General features: G+C 32.3%; 24 protein-coding genes and 1 pseudogene. All 25 read right to left on the bottom strand.

Features of this window, described 5'->3' with window-relative positions:
• Positions 1 to 39 precede the first annotated feature (39 nt).
• Positions 40 to 501, bottom strand: a complete 462-nt coding sequence (locus tag ssp1_RS06050; RefSeq protein WP_002451846.1) for a ComE operon protein 2 — start codon at positions 499 to 501, stop codon at positions 40 to 42.
• An 84-nt stretch (positions 502 to 585) separates the two neighbouring features.
• Entirely contained in the window at positions 586 to 1,215 is a 630-nt protein-coding gene (locus ssp1_RS06045; RefSeq protein ID WP_398577569.1) for a helix-hairpin-helix domain-containing protein, read from the bottom strand.
• 100 nt (positions 1,216 to 1,315) lie between these two features.
• The gene (locus ssp1_RS06040) at positions 1,316 to 2,038 is read right to left on the bottom strand and encodes a class I SAM-dependent DNA methyltransferase (protein ID WP_075778378.1); all 723 of its coding nucleotides are present in this window, start codon (positions 2,036 to 2,038) and stop codon (positions 1,316 to 1,318) included.
• 2 nt (positions 2,039 to 2,040) lie between these two features.
• Positions 2,041 to 2,394: a ribosome silencing factor gene (gene rsfS / locus ssp1_RS06035; RefSeq protein ID WP_002451843.1), complete on the bottom strand. Its 354-nt coding sequence runs from the start codon at positions 2,392 to 2,394 to the stop codon at positions 2,041 to 2,043.
• Positions 2,395 to 2,979, bottom strand: coding sequence for a bis(5'-nucleosyl)-tetraphosphatase (symmetrical) YqeK (yqeK, locus tag ssp1_RS06030; RefSeq protein ID WP_075778379.1), 585 nt, complete (start codon positions 2,977 to 2,979; stop codon positions 2,395 to 2,397).
• Positions 2,969 to 3,544: a nicotinate-nucleotide adenylyltransferase gene (locus ssp1_RS06025; RefSeq protein ID WP_171970123.1), complete on the bottom strand. Its 576-nt coding sequence runs from the start codon at positions 3,542 to 3,544 to the stop codon at positions 2,969 to 2,971. Before ssp1_RS06025 ends, yqeK begins: the two co-directional genes overlap by 11 nt.
• The gene (yhbY, locus tag ssp1_RS06020; RefSeq protein WP_118828149.1) at positions 3,541 to 3,831 is read right to left on the bottom strand and encodes a ribosome assembly RNA-binding protein YhbY; all 291 of its coding nucleotides are present in this window, start codon (positions 3,829 to 3,831) and stop codon (positions 3,541 to 3,543) included. Before yhbY ends, ssp1_RS06025 begins: the two co-directional genes overlap by 4 nt.
• Complete coding sequence (gene aroE, locus ssp1_RS06015) at positions 3,831 to 4,640, bottom strand: shikimate dehydrogenase (protein ID WP_037552461.1); 810 nt, start codon at positions 4,638 to 4,640, stop codon at positions 3,831 to 3,833. Before aroE ends, yhbY begins: the two co-directional genes overlap by 1 nt.
• Before the next feature lie 11 nt (positions 4,641 to 4,651).
• Entirely contained in the window at positions 4,652 to 5,752 is a 1,101-nt protein-coding gene (gene yqeH / locus ssp1_RS06010) for a ribosome biogenesis GTPase YqeH (protein ID WP_075778382.1), read from the bottom strand.
• Positions 5,753 to 6,280, bottom strand: coding sequence for a YqeG family HAD IIIA-type phosphatase (locus tag ssp1_RS06005; RefSeq protein WP_049424302.1), 528 nt, complete (start codon positions 6,278 to 6,280; stop codon positions 5,753 to 5,755).
• Between the two features lie 24 nt (positions 6,281 to 6,304).
• Positions 6,305 to 6,991, bottom strand: a complete 687-nt coding sequence (gene mtnN, locus ssp1_RS06000; RefSeq protein WP_075778383.1) for a 5'-methylthioadenosine/S-adenosylhomocysteine nucleosidase — start codon at positions 6,989 to 6,991, stop codon at positions 6,305 to 6,307.
• A 318-nt stretch (positions 6,992 to 7,309) separates the two neighbouring features.
• Entirely contained in the window at positions 7,310 to 8,545 is a 1,236-nt protein-coding gene (locus ssp1_RS05995) for an NRAMP family divalent metal transporter (RefSeq protein WP_002451835.1), read from the bottom strand.
• Positions 8,546 to 8,556: 11 nt separating this feature from the next.
• A complete protein-coding gene (gene pxpA, locus ssp1_RS05990) occupies positions 8,557 to 9,309 on the bottom strand; it encodes a 5-oxoprolinase subunit PxpA (protein ID WP_002451834.1) in 753 nt (250 codons plus the stop codon).
• The gene (locus ssp1_RS05985; protein WP_075778384.1) at positions 9,309 to 10,670 is read right to left on the bottom strand and encodes an acetyl-CoA carboxylase biotin carboxylase subunit; all 1,362 of its coding nucleotides are present in this window, start codon (positions 10,668 to 10,670) and stop codon (positions 9,309 to 9,311) included. The genes pxpA and ssp1_RS05985 overlap by 1 nt, the downstream gene beginning before the upstream one ends.
• A 13-nt stretch (positions 10,671 to 10,683) precedes the next feature.
• Positions 10,684 to 11,130, bottom strand: coding sequence for an acetyl-CoA carboxylase biotin carboxyl carrier protein (locus ssp1_RS05980; RefSeq protein WP_002451832.1), 447 nt, complete (start codon positions 11,128 to 11,130; stop codon positions 10,684 to 10,686).
• A 3-nt stretch (positions 11,131 to 11,133) separates the two neighbouring features.
• Positions 11,134 to 12,137 (bottom strand): annotated as a pseudogene (locus ssp1_RS05975) (5-oxoprolinase subunit C family protein).
• Positions 12,127 to 12,858 (bottom strand): 5-oxoprolinase subunit PxpB, encoded by a 732-nt coding sequence (pxpB, locus tag ssp1_RS05970; RefSeq protein WP_075778386.1) that lies wholly within the window; start codon positions 12,856 to 12,858, stop codon positions 12,127 to 12,129. The pseudogene ssp1_RS05975 and the gene pxpB overlap by 11 nt, the downstream one beginning before the upstream one ends.
• 318 nt (positions 12,859 to 13,176) lie before the next feature.
• Positions 13,177 to 13,653 (bottom strand): transcription elongation factor GreA, encoded by a 477-nt coding sequence (greA, locus tag ssp1_RS05965; RefSeq protein ID WP_075778387.1) that lies wholly within the window; start codon positions 13,651 to 13,653, stop codon positions 13,177 to 13,179.
• Positions 13,654 to 13,679: 26 nt separating this feature from the next.
• Positions 13,680 to 14,303 (bottom strand): uridine kinase, encoded by a 624-nt coding sequence (gene udk, locus ssp1_RS05960; protein ID WP_002451828.1) that lies wholly within the window; start codon positions 14,301 to 14,303, stop codon positions 13,680 to 13,682.
• Entirely contained in the window at positions 14,303 to 15,571 is a 1,269-nt protein-coding gene (locus tag ssp1_RS05955) for a peptidase U32 family protein (protein WP_075778388.1), read from the bottom strand. The genes udk and ssp1_RS05955 overlap by 1 nt, the downstream gene beginning before the upstream one ends.
• Positions 15,572 to 15,582: 11 nt before the next feature.
• On the bottom strand, positions 15,583 to 16,506 hold the full coding sequence (locus tag ssp1_RS05950) for a peptidase U32 family protein (RefSeq protein ID WP_107536197.1): 924 nt from the start codon (positions 16,504 to 16,506) through the stop codon (positions 15,583 to 15,585).
• Positions 16,507 to 16,508: 2 nt separating this feature from the next.
• Positions 16,509 to 17,147, bottom strand: coding sequence for an O-methyltransferase (locus ssp1_RS05945; RefSeq protein WP_398575057.1), 639 nt, complete (start codon positions 17,145 to 17,147; stop codon positions 16,509 to 16,511).
• A 326-nt stretch (positions 17,148 to 17,473) separates the two neighbouring features.
• On the bottom strand, positions 17,474 to 17,782 hold the full coding sequence (locus ssp1_RS05940) for a DUF1292 domain-containing protein (RefSeq protein ID WP_002466733.1): 309 nt from the start codon (positions 17,780 to 17,782) through the stop codon (positions 17,474 to 17,476).
• A 12-nt stretch (positions 17,783 to 17,794) separates the two neighbouring features.
• A complete protein-coding gene (gene ruvX / locus ssp1_RS05935; RefSeq protein WP_075778391.1) occupies positions 17,795 to 18,223 on the bottom strand; it encodes a Holliday junction resolvase RuvX in 429 nt (142 codons plus the stop codon).
• 6 nt (positions 18,224 to 18,229) lie between these two features.
• The gene (locus ssp1_RS05930; RefSeq protein ID WP_002451822.1) at positions 18,230 to 18,490 is read right to left on the bottom strand and encodes an IreB family regulatory phosphoprotein; all 261 of its coding nucleotides are present in this window, start codon (positions 18,488 to 18,490) and stop codon (positions 18,230 to 18,232) included.
• Positions 18,491 to 18,507 lie beyond the last annotated feature (17 nt).

Raw genomic sequence — 18,507 nt, 5'->3', positions numbered from 1 at the left:
ATCCCTACTAAACAAGATAGTGCAATATAAAACAATGATTTAGCCTTGTGTTAAATACTGAGCTACATATTCAGGTGAAAATGGTATTTTTTTATACTCTATGCCCGATTGATCTAATAACTTCATAGCATATTCATGATTATGGTAATCTTCAGCATAGTAGATAGTTTTAATACCAGCCTGAATAATTGATTTAGTGCAATTTAAACACGGAAAATGTGTAACATAAATTGTTGCACCTTCTGTTGAAACACCTTGCTTTGCACATTGTAGTAATGCATTCATTTCAGCATGTATTGTACGAATACAATGTCCATCTTCAATTAAACAACCTTCATCTATACAATGAACTTCACCAGCAACTGAACCATTGTAGCCTCCCGCGATAATACGATTATCTTTCACAATAGTTGCGCCAACTGATAATCTTTGACAAGTTGATCTTAAGGCTAACAAGTGGCTTTGTGCCATAAAGTATTCTTCCCATTTAATTCTCTCCATGATGTTCTTTGCCTCCATCGTACATAATTAAAATAGTAATTATAGCTTAATCATTTTAAAATGATATTGCAAATGCATTTATCATTATACGGTAAAATATTCTTTAAGTTTTTCAAATGTTTTTGAACCAAAACCTTTGATATTTTTCAAATCATCAATGCTATTAAATGAACCTTTTTGAGTTTTATATTCGATGATTTCTTTTGCTTTAGATGGCCCAATGCCAGGTACTTTCATTAATTGTTCTTCTGTGGCTAAATTTAAATTTATAGGTGCTTTATCTACATTACCAGTACCATTAAATTGATTAGATTGACTTTGTACTTGCTGAACACTGTTTTCCCCTTTTTCAGGTACGTATATTAGCTTTTGGTCTATGAGTTTTTCTGAAAAATTGAGTTGCTTTGTGTCGGCGGTTTTTAATAATTGCGCTTTATTCAGTATATCGATCATCCTATCTGAACTATTCATTTTATATACATTAGGATGTTTCACTGCACCTTTGATATCTACATATATAATTTGGTTATCTTTTTTTCCTACTTCTTGACTAGTCGGAGTTGTTTTATTTCCATTTTTCTCATTTTGATTGTCTTTATCAGCATAATTGTGTGTTGTAGATTCTATATAAGCTGATTTATCTTCCGATTGATTTGAATTCATAACATAAAATATCATCAAAAATATGAAGAGTGCACCCATGATAAAATACATTTTGTGATCACTCAAATATGATTTAACTTGATTGAATTTAGAATGCAAAAAAATCACCCTTTCATACTAATTAACGTATGCCAGAGTGATTTTACTTTATTTAAAATTGTTTTTGAGCTACAAAAAATAAGCGATCTGCTTGTTCACTTTCATTATTCATATCAAAATCAGTAAACGTTTTAATTACGTTGAAACCACATTGTTCCAATAAATTTAAATATACATCTTTTTCAAATGTTCTTTGGTAATGTTCTTCATCAAATCGTTGATATAATCCATCCTCATGTTCAATAAAGAAGGACATTTGATGATATACGCTTAAAGGTTCATCACCTTTAATTGCATCCCAACCTAAATATACATGTTCAGTTTCGTCGATATAACTTTGATTATTAAATAGCGTGTTCATTTTTTCTACAGTATGAACATCAAAGATTAATAATCCTCCCTTGTTCAAATGAGAATGAACATTTATGAAAGTATTTTCAACATCTTCAATAGTAGGTAAATAGTTTAAAGAGTCACAAAATATAGTTATGATATCAAATTGGTAGTCTAATTTAAAGCGAGTCATATCGCCCTCTATCCAAGTTATTTGATTAGACTTTTGAGAAGCGATTGCCAACATATCAGCACTAATATCCATACCATTGATATGACCTAATTCATTTAACATGCATGTAAGTGTGCCTGTTCCACAACCTATATCTAGTATATTGGGATGATTGTGTGCATAATATTGAACTATATCGAACCATAAATGATAAGGTTGATCTTGAGTTAGTTGATCATACACTAGGCTCATTTCTTCATATTGAGACATAATTAGTGAACAACCTGACCGTATGATTCAATTGGTGCATCTTGATATAATTTCTCAATATTATAATAAGGACGCTCGTCTTTATGGAAAATATGTACAACTACATTAGCTAAGTCGAGAAGAATCCATCTTGCGTCTTGATAGCCTTCCATACGTTTCACATCAATATCTTGTTCATGAACTGCTTCTTTTACAGCCTTTGCAATCGATTGAACTTGGCGTTCATTGTTTCCATGACAAACCACAAAGTAATCTGTCATATCACTAATACCTTGCATATTAAGAGAAATAATATCTTCTGCTTTTTTGTTTTCTGCTGCATCTACAGCAATGTTTAACAATTTGTCTGAGTTCATTTAATCATCCTTTATTCTTTCATCACTATAATTATAATAATTTAAACAAGCAATCGTAGCGCCATAAACCGTAATATCTTTTTGAATTAAAAATAACACTGTTCGCTTAGAAATTTCGTAAATTGTTTTATCTAAGCTACCTTGATTGTATGCCATATCTCTTATTTCTTCAACTCCTGGGGTTTTACGCCCTGGTTCAATATAATCAGCAATAAATACTAATTTCTCTGTTTTAGTCATTTGTTGACGACCAGTAGTGTGATATTTGATTGCTAACAGCACTTCCTCATCTTTAACATCAAAATCGTTTTCCATTATTGCAGAACAAACAGGACCATGGAGAATTTCGCCACCATAGCTTAATAAATCAGTTTCTAATTCATATTGTCTAACCACTTGATACATTGTACTCAAATCATCATATTTACAGTAGTCATGTAAGACACCGGCTAACTCTGCTTTATCTTTATCTCCATCATATATTTCTGCTAGTTTTACAGCTGTTTCGGCTACTCTAAGTGAATGTTTATATCGTTTTTCAGGTAATTTTTCTTTAACTAATTCCTTAGCATTTTCAATGTTCATATAACCCTTCCTCTCGAATATAATGCTCAACACTTTGAGGAACTAATATTTGAATAGATTGTTTTGATTTAATACGTTCTCGTATCATTGATGAACTAATATCCATACGTGGAATTGTAATAGATATCATATCATCCTCAACATGTTGTACTTCTTTTTCTCTGTTAACAACAATAAACGTAATCAATTGTTTTAATTCATCAATGTTATACCAACGATCCAATTGATTATATTGGTCTGTACCTATTATGAAATAAAATTCTGAATCGGGTTGTGAATGTGTTAGAGATAAAAGTGTATCATACGTATAACTTTGTCCTTTTCTTTCTAACTCTTCATAACTAATTTTACCAAAACCCAGTGTATCAATGGCTAGTTCAATCATATTAAGACGTTGTGGAGCTTCCAAGAAATCTTTGTGGTCTTTCAAAGGCGCCATATAACTAGGTAAAAAATAAAACTCATCAGGTTTAATTTTATGAAAGACTTCACTTGCTACCATCATGTGAGCAGTATGAATCGGGTTGAATTGTCCACCATACAAAACTATTTTTTTTGACATTATGGTAGCGTGATTTCTTTATTTTCCTGTGATTCTCTATATAAAACAATCATAGACCCGATTACTTGAACAGCTTCACTGTTTGTAGCTTCTCCTAATGTAGTCGCAAGTTCATTTTTATCATCAAAATTATTTTGTAAAACATGTATTTTAATTAGCTCACGTTTTTCAAGTGTTTCATCAATTTGATTTACCATATTTTCATTAATACCACCTTTACCAATTTGGAAAGTGGGATCAGTATTGTGTGCTAAACTACGTAAATATCTCTTTTGTTTTCCTGTTAACATTATTTAACTCCTTTTAGTTCGTTTAAAACTGAATTTTTCATTGTCTTGATATCAGCTTGTAATCCAGTCCATATTTTAAAACTTTCTGCCCCTTGATATACAAACATATCTAATCCATTATATATTGGATTACCTTTTTTCTCTGCTGCTATTAAAATAGGCGTTTTATAAGGTATATATACAATATCACTCACTAAAGTTTCTGGGTTTAAGTATTTTAAATCAATGGGTATATCTTGATTATTATCCATTCCTGCAGGAGTAGTATTGATAATAATATCAAACTCATCCAAATGTGATTCCGCTTGGTCGAGTGAAATTTGATTGACATCTAGATCCCATGACTCAAAACGTTTCATCGTACGATTGGCTACAGTTAGTTTAGGTTGAACAAACTTATTGAGTTCATTTGCTATACCTTTACTAGCACCACCAGCACCTAATATTAAAATATAAGCATTTTCTAAATCATTGTATACTTGTCTTAAGCCCGTAACATAGCCTATCCCATCTGTATTATAACCTATCCATTTACCGTCACGAATTAATACAGTATTTACTGCACCAACAGATGATGACTGATGATCAATTTCATCTAAATAAGGTATAATACGTTCTTTATGTGGAATAGTGATATTAAAACCATCTAAACTTTTACCTTCAATAATCTCTTTGATATGATCAAAATCTTCAATTGAAATGTTAACTGCTTCATAAGTGTATTTTAAATCTAACGACTCAAAATTTTTATTATGCATTAGCGGTGATAAAGAATGTGAAATTGGATCTCCAATTACTGCAAATTTCACGTTTATCCCTCCTATAATATTGAATTTCTTAAGATGACATCTACATTTTTAGGGACTCTAACAATCACTTTTGCACCAGAATCAATCGTTATAAAACCTAAACCAGAAATCATTACATCTCTTTTCTCTTTACCAGTTTCTAAACGAACAGCTTTCATTTCACTCATATTAAATTGGCTAGGATCATGCGGTGGTGTTAATAAATCGCCTATATGATTCTTCCATAATTCATTTGCTTTTTCTGTTTTAGTTCGATGTATATTTAGTTCATTAGAGAAGAAACATACTAAAGGTCTTTTACCACCTGAGACATAATCGATTCGTGCTAAACCACCAAAGAACAGAGTTTGGCCTTCATTTAATTGATAAACACGTTGTTTAATTTCTTTTTTAGGCATAACTAATTTTAATTCTTTTTCAGTTACAAAATGAGTCATTTGATGAGACTGTATTATTCCTGGCGTATCAAACATAAAGGATTTTTCATCTAAAGGTATATCAATCATATCTAATGTAGTACCTGGGAATCTTGATGTTGTAACAACATCTTTTTCACCCACACTTAGTTCTATAAGTTTATTTATTAATGTGGATTTACCTACATTAGTTGTACCGACAATATATACATCTTCTTGATCACGATACTTATTGATTGAATCTAATAAGTCTTCGATGTCTTGCCCTTTTTCTGCAGAAATAAGTACTACATCTTCCGCTTCAAGTCCATATTTTTTAGCGGCGCGTTTCAACCACTCTTTTACGCGACGGTGATTAATCTGTTTAGGTAGTAAATCCATTTTGTTAGCAACTAAGATGATTTTTTTATTACCTACAATTCGTTTAATGGCATTGATAAATGAACCCTCAAAATCAAAAACATCAACTACATTTACTACTATGCCACTTTTGTCAGACAAACCTGTTAGTAAATTTAAGAAGTCTTCACTATCCATGCCCACATCTTGAACTTCATTATAATTTTTCAGACGAAAACATCGTTTACAGATAACATCTTCTCTAAATAAATTGTGTTCTGGAACATAACCAGGTGCATTCTTATCCTCAGATTGCAAAGGCGCTCCACAACCAATACATTTTAATTCTTCACTCAATCAATTTTCCTCCCACTTGATATAACCTTTTTTTCTAAAGTGATTTAACAATCTTCTTTCAATAAGTCGATTAAATTTAGTGATAAATCCATCTGTTCTTTTAACAGGTACTACCATAATTGTATATAAACCATTACGATTACCACCGAAAACGTCAGTTAACATTTGATCACCAATGACAACAGTTTCATTCGGCTTTATATTCATTTGTTTAATTGCTTTTTTAAATGCTTTACCCATTGGTTTTCTTGCTTTACAAATAAAATCTACATTTAAATCTTTTGAAAATTCACCAACACGTTGTTCATTATTATTTGAAACGATCGTAATTTGAATTCCTTTTTCTCTCGCTTCTTTGAACCACTGTTTTATTTGTTCAGTAGGCGCAACAACATCCCAACCTACTAGTGTGTTATCTAAATCTGTAATAATACCTTTTACACCTGTATCTGCTAATTTATCGATATTAATTTCGAAAACTGATTTAACATATGCATTAGGCATAAAATAATGTTTAATAATACCCATTAGTCTGTCACCTTTACTCATTTATTATAATTTTTTTACTAATAATTCTACCATTTCACTTGAAGAAACTGCAGCCTTACCTAAAAATTCCTCAAAAGTCATATCCGCTTCACCATTTGCTAAATCAGATACCGCTCTTGTGATTATAAAAGGAACTTTAAATTGATAACATACTTGTGCAATTGCTGTTGCTTCCATTTCAACAGCCATAGCGTCTGCAAAACGAGATTTTATTAATTTACGTTGTTCTGCACTACCTATGAAGCTATCGCCACTCACTATCAAGCCTGTTTTAGCATTTAAATGTTGTTGTTGTACCACTTCAACAGTTTCTTTTAATAATTGTTGATTAGCTTCATATTTTTCAGGCATTTGTGGAATTTGTCCTAATGCATATCCAAATGCAGTCGCATCAGCATCGTGATAAGTCACATCATTACTGATCAATACATCTCCAATTTCTAGGCTTTCATCTAATGCACCAGCAGAACCTGTATTGATAATGAATTTAGGATTAAATTTTTCGATGAGTAATGTAGTTGATATTGCTGCATTGACTTTACCTATACCGCTTTGAGTAATAACAACCTCTTTATGATTAAGTTGCCCTGTATAAAATTTAACATGTGCAACTGTAATTTCACTTAAATTCACTAATTTATCTTTTAAAATGGAAACTTCTTCTTCCATTGCACCAATAATACCAATCATTATTGTCCCACCTTACTTATATTATACTAGCATTAGTTATTCTATCACATTTTCATAATTTCAACGACACTACGAGTATTAAAATCACTATGTACTATTAAAAATAAAGCGCTAATACAATGAGGAAATATGAAAAAGTAATTAACCACTTGAACTGAATCAAAACAGTTCTTCGAAACTAGAATTATATAATAACTTTACAAAGTTAATCTCTTAACATTGGATTGTAAATTATCTATAATCCTATTTACTTTTATCAGGACCTCAATGTATTAACGCCCTTTAATTATTATTATTTTATTAAATTAAAACTATGATTTAACCTTTCCATAAACTTGCTAAATCTTGTAGTGAAAAGATACCAGTTAAAATTGTAACGATTACAGCTACAATACCGAATATTAGCATCCATGTTGGGTGTTTATAATCACCAACAATCGATTTTTTTCTACTTGCAATTAAAATGACAGAAAGTGTAATTGGTAAGATCCAACCATTAATCACACCTGCGATAATAAGTAAACTTACAGGTTTACCGATGAATAAGAAAATAATTGTTGAAATAACAATAAATGTGATAACAATTAAATTATTCTTATTAAAGAGTGATTTGTGCATCGTTTTTAAGAAAGTCGCACTAGTATAGGCTGAACCAATTACTGAAGACATTGCTGCTGCAAAAATCACCACACCAAATATATTTTTACCAATAGGTCCTATAGCATGTTCGAACACTGATGCTGGTGGATTTTCAGAACTAAGCGTTACTCCTGTTACAACAACACCTAATACTGCTAGGAATAGTAATGTACGCATAACACCCGTAGTTAAAATACCTGCAATGGCTGAATGGTTAACAAATGGTAAAAATTCTTTACCTTTGATACCAGAATCCAAAATTCTGTGAGCTCCAGCAAATGTTATATATCCGCCAACTGTTCCACCCACTAATGTAATAATAGGTAAAATTAATTTGATTGGATGTTCAGGTGCAAAGGTATGTACCAAAGCATCTCCATATGGTGGATTAGATACAACCATGACATATGCGACGATCAATATCATAATGACACCTAAAATCATAGATACTACATCCATAATTTTTTGACCACTTTTACTAACAAAAATCAAAATTGAAAAGATAGCAGTAATCGCTGCACCCCATTTTACATCTATACCAAACATAGCGTTTAACCCAAGACCTGCACCGGCAATATTACCAATATTAAATGCTAATCCACCAAATGCAATTAAAACAGAGATAACTGTTCCAAGCCCAGGAACAATTTTATTGGATACCTCTTGTCCTCTTAAGCCAGTAACTACAAGAACTCTCCAGATATTAATTTGTGCACCTATATCTATTAATATAGAAATTAAAATCGCAAACGCGAAACTAGCATAAAATTGTGCAGTAAATACTGCTGTTTGAGTTAAAAAGGCAGGTCCGATTGCTGACGTTGCCATTAAAAAGACTGATCCTAGCAATAATCTTTTATGATTTCTAGTGAATGTTGCTTTCCCATTATTGTTTGATGTTAATTTTTCTCCCATGTTAGAACCCCCTATAAGGATTGAATATCAATGCCTTCTTTCGTTAATTTTTCCCTAATTTTAGTTACAAATTCTAATGCATGTGCGCCGTCACCGTGTACACATATCGTATCTGCTTGAAGTGTGATTTCTTTATTGTTTTTAGATACAACTTTATTTTCTGTTACCATTTTAATAACTTGATTTAATGCTTCCTCAGAGTCGGATATTACAGCATCAGGTTCTTTACGACTAACGAGTTGTCCGTCATCTTCATATCGACGATCAGCAAAAACCTCAGATGCAGTTTTTAAACCTATTTTTTCAGCTTCTGAAATGAGTAATGTATTAGCTAAACCAACAAATACCAATGTTTTATCAAAGTCATATACTGCTTGTGCAATTGCACTTGCAATCGTCTTATCTTTGGCGCCCATTTGATACAGTGCCCCATGTGGTTTTACATGATTCATCTTCACATCATGAATTTGACAAAAGCCATTTAGCGCCCCAAGTTGGTAAACTACGATGTTATATATTTCTTCAGGTGACATATCTAATTTACGGCGACCAAAACCTTGTAGATCAGGTAATCCAGGATGTGCACCAATGCCTATGTTGTGTTTTTTTGCTAATTGTATTGTTTCGTTCATCACATTGGCATCTCCAGCATGAAATCCACACGCGATATTGGCTGATGTGATTAATGGTAGTATGTCTTTATCTCCACCAAAAGAATAGTTACCAAATGCTTCACCTAAGTCACAATTTAAATCGACTTGCATTATAAAGTCACCCCTTTAATAATTTGATATTTTTCAAGGAATTTTATATCAACATTTCTGGCATCTCCATCGGCATAAGCAGGATAATTGAGTACTGCATATAGGAAATCCGCTGTCGTTGTAAAGCCATCAATAACCATTTCATCTAACGTCACTTTTAATTTTTGGATTGCACTACTTCTATCTGACCCTTTAACAATTACTTTGGCTACTAATGAGTCATAGTAAGGTGAAACCTTATAGCCTGGATAAAGAAGTGAATCTACTCTGACATTAAAACCTTGTGGTAAATGCAAACCGTTAACTTTACCTGGTGTAGGCTGGAATTGTTTTTCCGGATTTTCAGCATTTATTCTAGCTTCAATGACGTGACCATTAAATTGGATATCTTCTTGTTTAAACGGTAACTCATCATGTTGTAGTAAATATAGTTGTGCGACTAATAAATCTCTATCCGCACGCATTTCGGTTACTGTATGTTCGACTTGAATTCTAGCATTCATTTCAATAAAATAATGTGCATCTTCAGTAACTAAAAATTCAATTGTTCCTGCACTTCTGTACTGTGATGCTTTTGCTACTTTAACTGCATCTTCACAAATTCGTGCTCGTCTTTCTTCCGTAAGTGCGGCACATGGAGATTCTTCAATTAATTTTTGATTCTTTCTTTGTACTGAGCAGTCACGTTCACCTAAATGCACAAAGTTATCTTTACCATCGCCAATAATTTGTACTTCAACATGTTTGGCTACTGGTATAAATGCTTCAACATATACACGATCATCGTTGAAATATTTTTGACCTTCACTTTTTGCTTCTTTAAATGCCTTAGCTAATTGTTCTGGTTCTTTAACAATTCGTATACCTTTTCCACCGCCACCACTAGCGGCTTTTAATACGACAGGAAAACCGATATCTTTAGCAAGTTCTTCAATTTCCTCTACTGATTTTACTTCGTCGGTAGATCCAGGTATCACTGGTACACCAGCGCCATCTACTGTTTGTCTAGCTGTTATTTTATCTCCCATCATTTCCATAGTAGTTTTATTAGGTCCTATAAAATGAATATTATTATCTTCAACAGCTTCAGCAAATGAAGTTGATTCTGATAAAAAACCATACCCTGGGTGTATAGCGTTTGCACCACTTACCTCAGCGGCTCCAATTATTCTTGGAATATTTAAATAGCTATCAAGAGGGTTCGCTTCACCAATACATATAGCTTGATCTGCTAACCCTACATGGAGACTATCTTCATCTCCTTTAGCATAAATTGCTACGGTTTCGATACCCATTTCTCTACAGGCACGAATAATCCTTACAGCAATTTCCCCTCTGTTTGCAATTAAACATCGATACATTATGTAAGCCTCCTTACTTCAAAGTCACTAATACTTGGTCATATTCAACATTTGTACCATGTTCTACAGCAATATTAGCCACTTCTCCAGCAATATCACTCGTCACTTCATTCATTACTTTCATTGCCTCAATAAAACCTATAACGTCACCTTTTTCAATTTTGTCTCCAACTTTAATTTGTGGTTCAGTTAATTCTTTACTATCTTGTAAAAAGAACGTGCCAACCATAGGTGATTTAATAGCATTCTCTTCATTTTGAGTATCAGTACTTTGAGAATCTTGTTGAGCATTATTATTTGAAGTACTGCTTGGACCTTGTGAAACGGAAGGCGCTTGTGAAATAACTTGACCTTCTGTGAAATCTAACTCTATTTCATTCTCAAAATCTTTATATTTAAATTTTTTAACATCATTTGCTTTTACTAATTTAATAATCTCTTCTATTTTTTTGGTATTCATTTGTTAAAATTCTCCTTTCATCAGATTCGCTAATTTTCTAGATGTTCTTCTCATATTTTTCATGTCATATAGCGGCTGACTTTTTATTTTTTTAATTCTTCTTGGAATTGTTTATTAAATTGCTTTGATTCATTTATAGCATCTTCTACAGATATCCACTTAAATCGAATAGATTCTCCTGGTTGAAATTGGACTAATTGACTTAATCCTAATTGTGTAACCGTAGCAATTTTTGTATAACCACCAACAGTCTGTTTATCATTTAGTAAAATGATAGGGTTACCATCATTCGGTACTTGAATACTACCTAATGCTACAGGCTCTGAAATGATATCTGCACTTTCTTCAGGTACAATATTTTCTCCTTTAAGACGGAAACCCATACGATCAGATATCTCTGAAATAACATATTCATTATCTGTTAACTTTGCTTTAGCATCTTCAGAGAATGATTCAATCTGTGGTCCTTCAATGATGTGTATCACATTATCTTTATTGGCAAGATTAATTTGTGATGCACGCCCAATGTTATTCTTATACGAAGGGTCATCATTTGTTTGAATAATATCATCTTTCTTCAATGATCGACCTTTATAACCACCCATATTACTTCTTGTGTGTGTTGAATAACTATCTGCAATGATTGGTATATCTAAAGGTTGTCCAAAGGTAATATACCCTCTAGCACCTTTTATGGCATTACCAATCTCTAATATATCACCTGGCTTCACACCGTATATAATTTGAGATTCAATAGCTTCACCATTGAGTAACGCATTGAAACGACCACCTGCAATGGTAAATGAATTCTCTTTTAGAAACTGAATCGATGGGCCAATAATTGTAAATTCCAGTGCTGGGCCATCATTACCAATGAGATGAGATGCAATTTGATAATGATTTAGATCAAGTGCACCTGCCTCTGAAAACCCAACGTTCATATAACCTTTACGACCAATATCTTGAACCGTAGTAAATAAACCTGGTTTCAAAATTTTAATACTCATTTTCGTAAGTCACCCACTTATCTATGTCAAAATGTTCATTATTAATATCTGATACAATTTGGTCATATTCATCTTGTGTTATTGCCTTAAATTGAATGTAATCACCAGCCTCATAAATCGTCATTGGATCTCTGTTTAAATCAAAAACTTTTAATGGTGTTCGTCCAATGATTTGCCAACCTCCAGGCGAATCTAATGGATATAAGCCTGTTTGATTATTAGCAATACCTACTGAGCCAGCGTCAATCTTAACTCTTGGTTCAGAACGACGTGGTGTATGAATGCGCTTATCTAATCCACCTAAATATGGGAAACCTGGCATAAAGCCTAGCATATAAATCAAATAAGCTTGTTGTGTGTGTATATCTATCACTTCGTCATTTGACAAATTATTGTAAGACGCAACTTCATCTAAATCTGGACCAAAATCTCCACCATATACAACTGGTATGGTAATTATCTTACGTTGATTTTGATTATTAAGTTTTGTGTCTGAAATTTGACTGAGTTCTAAATTTTCAATTAATTCAGTGCCATCGATATTCATATTATCGAATGTGATTAGAATGGCTCTGTAAGACGGGACAATATCAATAATATCCTTGTGCTTTTGATTCTGAATATATTGTACTGTCTTATTAACTTTTTCATATGTATTTTCACTAATTTCATTTTTAAAATAAATCATTAGTGATTGTTCATTAATCAATCTTGTTTCCAACTTACCAATTCCTCCCCTTTTTATAGGACTTAGTTGTTGTACCATTCTATTGTATCATTTTCATTGTATATATGTTTAATAAGTAATTCGAATTATTGTTAATAACCAATTTGTCATGATACACAAAAATTTGCTCGTTTCAACAATAAAACAATTTATACAAAATTTTCTATATTCTATTTAATCATAATCAATTTCATTTGTCGCTATTTATTGTGTCATTTTCTATTGCTCATACTAAAATCGAAATATAGCTTAGTAATTCTTTCTATTAAAAAAGCAGGCATTGTAAGATAACAATGCCTGCAACACTTATAATTATTTAATATCAACAATTTTAACGTTCATTTCGCCACCATTTGGTAATGGTACACGAACTTCATCATCTAATGATTTACCAATTAATGCTGATGCCATTGGAGATTCATTTGAAATTTTACCTTTGAAAGCGTCTGCTTCAGCAGAACCTACAATCTGATAACTTTCTTCTTCACCACCTGGTAACTCTACAAAAGTTACAGTTTTACCAATTTGAACTGTATTATTGTCGCCAGTATCTTCGATGATTAAAGCGTTTCTAATCATATGTTCAATACGTTGTATATCTTGCTCAATAAAACCTTGCTCATCTTTAGCTGCATCATATTCGGAGTTCTCAGATAAGTCACCAAATGAACGTGCAACCTTAATTTTTTCTACCACTTCTGGTCTTTTAACTGTTTTTAATTCTTCTAATTCTTGTTCTAACTTTTCGAATCCTTCTTGTGTCATTGGATACTGTTTTTGATTTTCCATTATGTCATCTTCCTTTACTTTTAATACTATTGTTTACTAACTAAAGATTGAATCTTTGTAGTCATGATATCAATGGCTACTTTGTTACTGCCACCTTCTGGAATAATGATGTCAGCATGTTTCTTAGTTGGTTCAATAAATTGTTCGTGCATAGGGCGCACCACATTTAAGTATTGATTGATAACTGAATCCATAGATCGTCCACGTTCATGAGTGTCTCTTTTCAATCGACGTAATATTCTTAAATCTGCATCCGTATCGACATATATTTTAACATCCATCATATCACGTAACGTCTTGTTTTCTAAAGCGAAGATACCTTCTACGATAATAACATCTTTAGGTTCAAATGCAATTGTTCGTTCACTTCTAGTATGACTTGCATAATCATAAGTTGGTACTTCAACTGCTTTACCATTTCGTAAATCTTTTAGATTTTGAATTAACAAATCGTTATCAAATGCAAATGGATGATCATAATTTGTCTCCAAACGCTCTTCAAAAGTTAAATGTGATTGGTCTTTATAATAATAGTCTTGCGCTAATAATGCAATACTATGACCTTCAAGATTTTTCATAATTTCATTTGTGACAGTTGTTTTACCAGAACCAGAGCCTCCAGCAATACCTATAATCGTCGTTTGTGTCATTACCCGATTTCCTTTCTCATCATGTTGTTCGCAAAGATTGGACGATCGACTTTAATTTGTACAATTTGCAATGGATGACGTGCGGCATCAAGTTGATTACCTTCTTCATCATAAATTGTATCTACAATTTGTTTAAAGCTTTCTATTTCAGGTCCAAAGAATTCAATTTCTTGACCTGGCTTAAAATTATTTCTTTGTTGTATCGTAGCAATTTGTGTTTCTTCATCATAATCTAATACTAGACCACAAAAATCATATGGTGATTTTTTAGATTGTTGTTCTCCAAACATTTGCTCTTCATAACCTGGTGTACCTTCAAAAAAGGCAGGTGCTGTATCTCTATTTGCACATTTATCTAGTTCGATTAACCATTCTGGATTAATAGTGAAATGTTCTGGGTCTTCAGCATAAGCATCAATGACTTTACGATATACAGAAACAACTGTTGCAATATAATGAATTGATTTCATTCGACCTTCTATTTTTAATGAATCGATACCTAAGTCCATCATTTGTGGAATTGATTCGATTAATTTTAAATCTTTAGGACTCATGGCAAACGGAACTACTTCACCATCTTCATAAAATAAATCTAATTCACCATCTTCGTCTACTTGTAATAAATCATAATCCCAACGACAACTTTGGCAACATCCACCTCTATTAGAATCACGTGCAGTCATATGATTACTCAATGTACATCTTCCTGAGTACGCAATACACATAGCACCATGAATAAACGCTTCTATTTCAATATCTACTTTTTCTTTCATCTCTTTCATTTCCATTGCACCTGTTTCACGTGCTAAAACAACACGGTCAAGGCCTTCTTCTTTCCAAAACTCTACTGCTTTGTAGTTAGATAATGACTGTTGTGTAGATAAGTGAATTTCTAACTTAGGCGCTACTTTTTTACATGTTTCAATAATAAGTGGATCGGCAACTATAATCCCTGTAGCACCTGTAGCTTCAAGGTTAATTAAATATTCATCTAAACCATCCATATTATCATCATGTGCGATAATATTGGTTGTAACATAGATCTTTGCACCATATCGATTTGCAAATTCTACACCTTCAGCTATTTCTTCCATAGTAAAATTATCAGCATTTGATCTTAAACCATATTCTTGGCCGCCTAAAAATACTGCATCTGCGCCATAATGTACTGCAATTTTTAATTTTTCTAAGTTACCAGCTGGAGCAAGTAATTCTGGCTTCTTCATTTTAGTTTTTGAAGCACCTTTTATGTCTTCTATTGTTTTCATGATTCAGCCTCCTAATATACCGTATGCTTAAATAAGAAACCTTCATCAAATGGACGATGTTCTGGTTGAATCTCTTCGATTGGGTCTACTAGCATAAATTTTTCATCTTCGTATGTTTCAGGGTCTTCATTATAAAGATCAATGGCTTCACGATATTGTTGTGTGACAATATTAATATATTCTTCTGTTTGTAAAATGCCATCTATTTTAAATGCATCAATGTCTGCTTCAAAAAATGGTTCTAATTCCTCAATTAGGCATATGTCATTTGGAGACATAATATGCGTACCATTGTAATCTTCAAATACTGGATATTTATTTTCACGTTCTTCATCATATAGTAATAAATCATTTTGATTATCACTACGTTGAATTTTCATTTGTCTATCTTGGAATGTGTAATAATTACCTAGTAACATTCTTTTAGATTGAAACATGCAAGTCATACCGTGCACTTGAACTTCTATCTCAACGTCGGCATGCGATTTGATATTGATAATTTCTTCTAGACTTAATTCTCTTGCTAAAACTGCTCTAGATGCACCCTTTTTCCCCCAATAATTACATTGGAAATAGTTAGTCACTAATGTTTCAGCATCCCAATGTAATGGTATTGGATTTGTCTGTTGCTTAACATACATCACAACAGCTGGATCACCAAATATAATTCTATCTACCTGTATTTCATGTAAAAATTGAATATAATCTTCTAATGCTGCTAAATGATAATTATGGAATAAACCATTCACTGCAGCGTAGACTTTTTTGTGATTATTATGTGCTAACGTAACAGCTTTTGTCATATCTTCACGATTAAATTCTCCTGGAAGTCGTAAACCAAATTTTTGTTCACCAATAACAAATGCATCCGCACCTATGTCTATTAGTGTTTCCATATGTGTTAGTGACTTAGGAGTAACTAGTAATTCTGGCATAGTCATTCTCCTTTAATTGAAATTGCTAATCCATCATCCATATTTAAAAAGTTTGTCGTATATCCTTCTTGTTGCATTAACCATTCATTGAATTGTTGAACTTTTTTTACCATTTGGCGTACGTTTCTTGATCTAACAATATCTATATCTGAAACAAATCCATGATAAAGGACATTATCAGTAATAACAATGCCACCTTCTCTAAGTAGTGGTGTGTATAACTCAAAAAATTTCTTTGATTGTGCTTTTGCTGCATCAATGAATAGCATATCAAATGTTTGATCTTTAATTTTATCGAATTGCTCTAAAGCATCTCCCTCAAGTAGACGTATCTGATCAGAATAATGGTTATCTGAAATATTAGCTTTAGCTTGACTAATCATTTCTGAGTTTCTTTCGATTGTAGTTACAAGAATATCATCAGATACCGAAGCGAATTGCATGGCACTATATCCAATTGCTGTACCAATTTCAAGAATACGAGTTGTATGGTTTATACGAATAATTTGTTTAATCATTTCTAGCGTATTACGATCGACGATAGGCACTTGATGATTAACAGCATATTCTCTTAAGGCTTCTATATGATTGTCATTAGTTTTATGTAAATTGAGAATATATGAATGATTTGTATCCATTATAAAACGACTTCCTTTGTGTAAAATAACTACAAGTTTATTAGACAATAAAAATAAATCAGCCTATGTATTGATTTAATGTACAAATCAATGAATTTGACTGATTATAACAACGCACAAATATATAATCGCTGTATATTAAAACGATGGCTATAATATTTAACTCTAAATATTTTACCATAATTTCATTGGGATTATAAGTATAAATCTTAATGATACAACGCAAAGTTAAAATTTTACAATATAGCTATTCATGTTAAAAACGCCTTATGCTTTGACATATTGATGTCTTCACATAAGGCGTATGTTTTAATTTATTATTCTAATACTTATTCATCAATTTCAGTATTAACTACTTCTTCAATCATATCCCATTCTTCGTCTGTTTCGATAGGAACTAATTTACCACCGTCTCCTGATTCGTCAGGTTCATTAATCATTGGAACTAGTTCAATCATATCATCTTCATCAGTTTGTGCACCTTCTTCAGCTAACACAACATATTCTTTTTTAAATTCAGGGTGATAAAATTCAAGCATTTTACGATAAAGTACTTCATTACCTTCTTCATCATATAATGTTAAAAGTTCCTCTTCATTATTAATATTTAATTCTGTATCGTGATTATGTTCAGTCATTTTATTTCTCCTTTATGAAATAGAATCCAAATAGCCTTGTAATATAAATACTGCAGCCATCTTATCTATTACTTTTTTTCTTTTTTGTCTTGAAACATCTGCTTCAAGTAATGACTTTTCAGCAGCCATTGTGCTTAATCGCTCGTCCCACATAATAATTTCAATAGATGGTAACGCTTCTTGTAGTTTCTCTTTGTATTGTAACGAAGCTTCTCCACGAAATCCAATAGAATTGTTCATGTTTTTAGGTAATCCAATAACTACTGTACCAACACCATGTTGCTTAATGATTTCTGCGAGTTGCTCGATACCTAATTCATTATTATTTTCATCGATACGGAGTGTGTCTAAACCTTGAGCAGTCCAACCCATTAAATCACTAATCGCTATACCTACAGTTTTACTACCAACGTCTAATCCGAGTATTTTATGTTTTAACATATATGGTTATTCTTTAGACTCAGATAAATAATTTGAAACAAGTTCTTCCATAATCACATCTCTGTCAATGTGACGTATTTGATTTCTAGCTTCATTTTGACGTGGAATATAGGCCGGATCACCAGATAGTAGATATCCTACGATTTGATTAACGGCATTATAGCCTCTTTCTTCTAAAGTTCGGTGGACATTTTCTAATACTGATTTGACATCTTCTTCTGGAATATCTTCATATTTGAATTTCATTGTTTTATCAAAGTTTTCCATCTCGTCACTCCTTCAAT

It is taken from the genome of Staphylococcus sp. M0911 (assembly GCF_003491325.1).
In the GTDB taxonomy this organism is placed as follows: Bacteria; Bacillota; Bacilli; order Staphylococcales; family Staphylococcaceae; genus Staphylococcus; species Staphylococcus warneri_A.
This window is presented reverse-complemented; position numbering and strand designations above follow the sequence as displayed.

Excerpts from the sequence above, each read along its gene's own strand:
- ssp1_RS06050 (WP_002451846.1), bottom strand. The coding sequence starts at position 501 with ATGGAGAGAATTAAATGGGAAGAATACTTTATGGCACAAAGCCACTTG.
- ssp1_RS06045 (WP_398577569.1), bottom strand. The coding sequence starts at position 1,215 with ATGTATTTTATCATGGGTGCACTCTTCATATTTTTGATGATATTTTAT.
- ssp1_RS06040 (WP_075778378.1), bottom strand. The coding sequence starts at position 2,038 with ATGTCTCAATATGAAGAAATGAGCCTAGTGTATGATCAACTAACTCAA.
- rsfS (WP_002451843.1), bottom strand. The coding sequence starts at position 2,394 with ATGAACTCAGACAAATTGTTAAACATTGCTGTAGATGCAGCAGAAAAC.
- yqeK (WP_075778379.1), bottom strand. The coding sequence starts at position 2,979 with ATGAACATTGAAAATGCTAAGGAATTAGTTAAAGAAAAATTACCTGAA.
- yhbY (WP_118828149.1), bottom strand. The coding sequence starts at position 3,831 with ATGTTAACAGGAAAACAAAAGAGATATTTACGTAGTTTAGCACACAAT.
- ssp1_RS06005 (WP_049424302.1), bottom strand. The coding sequence starts at position 6,280 with ATGGGTATTATTAAACATTATTTTATGCCTAATGCATATGTTAAATCA.
- mtnN (WP_075778383.1), bottom strand. The coding sequence starts at position 6,991 with ATGATTGGTATTATTGGTGCAATGGAAGAAGAAGTTTCCATTTTAAAA.
- ssp1_RS05995 (WP_002451835.1), bottom strand. The coding sequence starts at position 8,545 with ATGGGAGAAAAATTAACATCAAACAATAATGGGAAAGCAACATTCACT.
- pxpA (WP_002451834.1), bottom strand. The coding sequence starts at position 9,309 with ATGCAAGTCGATTTAAATTGTGACTTAGGTGAAGCATTTGGTAACTAT.
- ssp1_RS05985 (WP_075778384.1), bottom strand. The coding sequence starts at position 10,670 with ATGTATCGATGTTTAATTGCAAACAGAGGGGAAATTGCTGTAAGGATT.
- ssp1_RS05980 (WP_002451832.1), bottom strand. The coding sequence starts at position 11,130 with ATGAATACCAAAAAAATAGAAGAGATTATTAAATTAGTAAAAGCAAAT.
- greA (WP_075778387.1), bottom strand. The coding sequence starts at position 13,653 with ATGGAAAATCAAAAACAGTATCCAATGACACAAGAAGGATTCGAAAAG.
- udk (WP_002451828.1), bottom strand. The coding sequence starts at position 14,303 with ATGACACAAACGACGATTATAGGTATTGCTGGAGGCTCTGGTTCTGGT.
- ssp1_RS05955 (WP_075778388.1), bottom strand. The coding sequence starts at position 15,571 with ATGAAAACAATAGAAGACATAAAAGGTGCTTCAAAAACTAAAATGAAG.
- ssp1_RS05950 (WP_107536197.1), bottom strand. The coding sequence starts at position 16,506 with ATGCCAGAATTACTAGTTACTCCTAAGTCACTAACACATATGGAAACA.
- ssp1_RS05940 (WP_002466733.1), bottom strand. The coding sequence starts at position 17,782 with ATGACTGAACATAATCACGATACAGAATTAAATATTAATAATGAAGAG.
- ruvX (WP_075778391.1), bottom strand. The coding sequence starts at position 18,223 with ATGTTAAAACATAAAATACTCGGATTAGACGTTGGTAGTAAAACTGTA.
- ssp1_RS05930 (WP_002451822.1), bottom strand. The coding sequence starts at position 18,490 with ATGGAAAACTTTGATAAAACAATGAAATTCAAATATGAAGATATTCCA.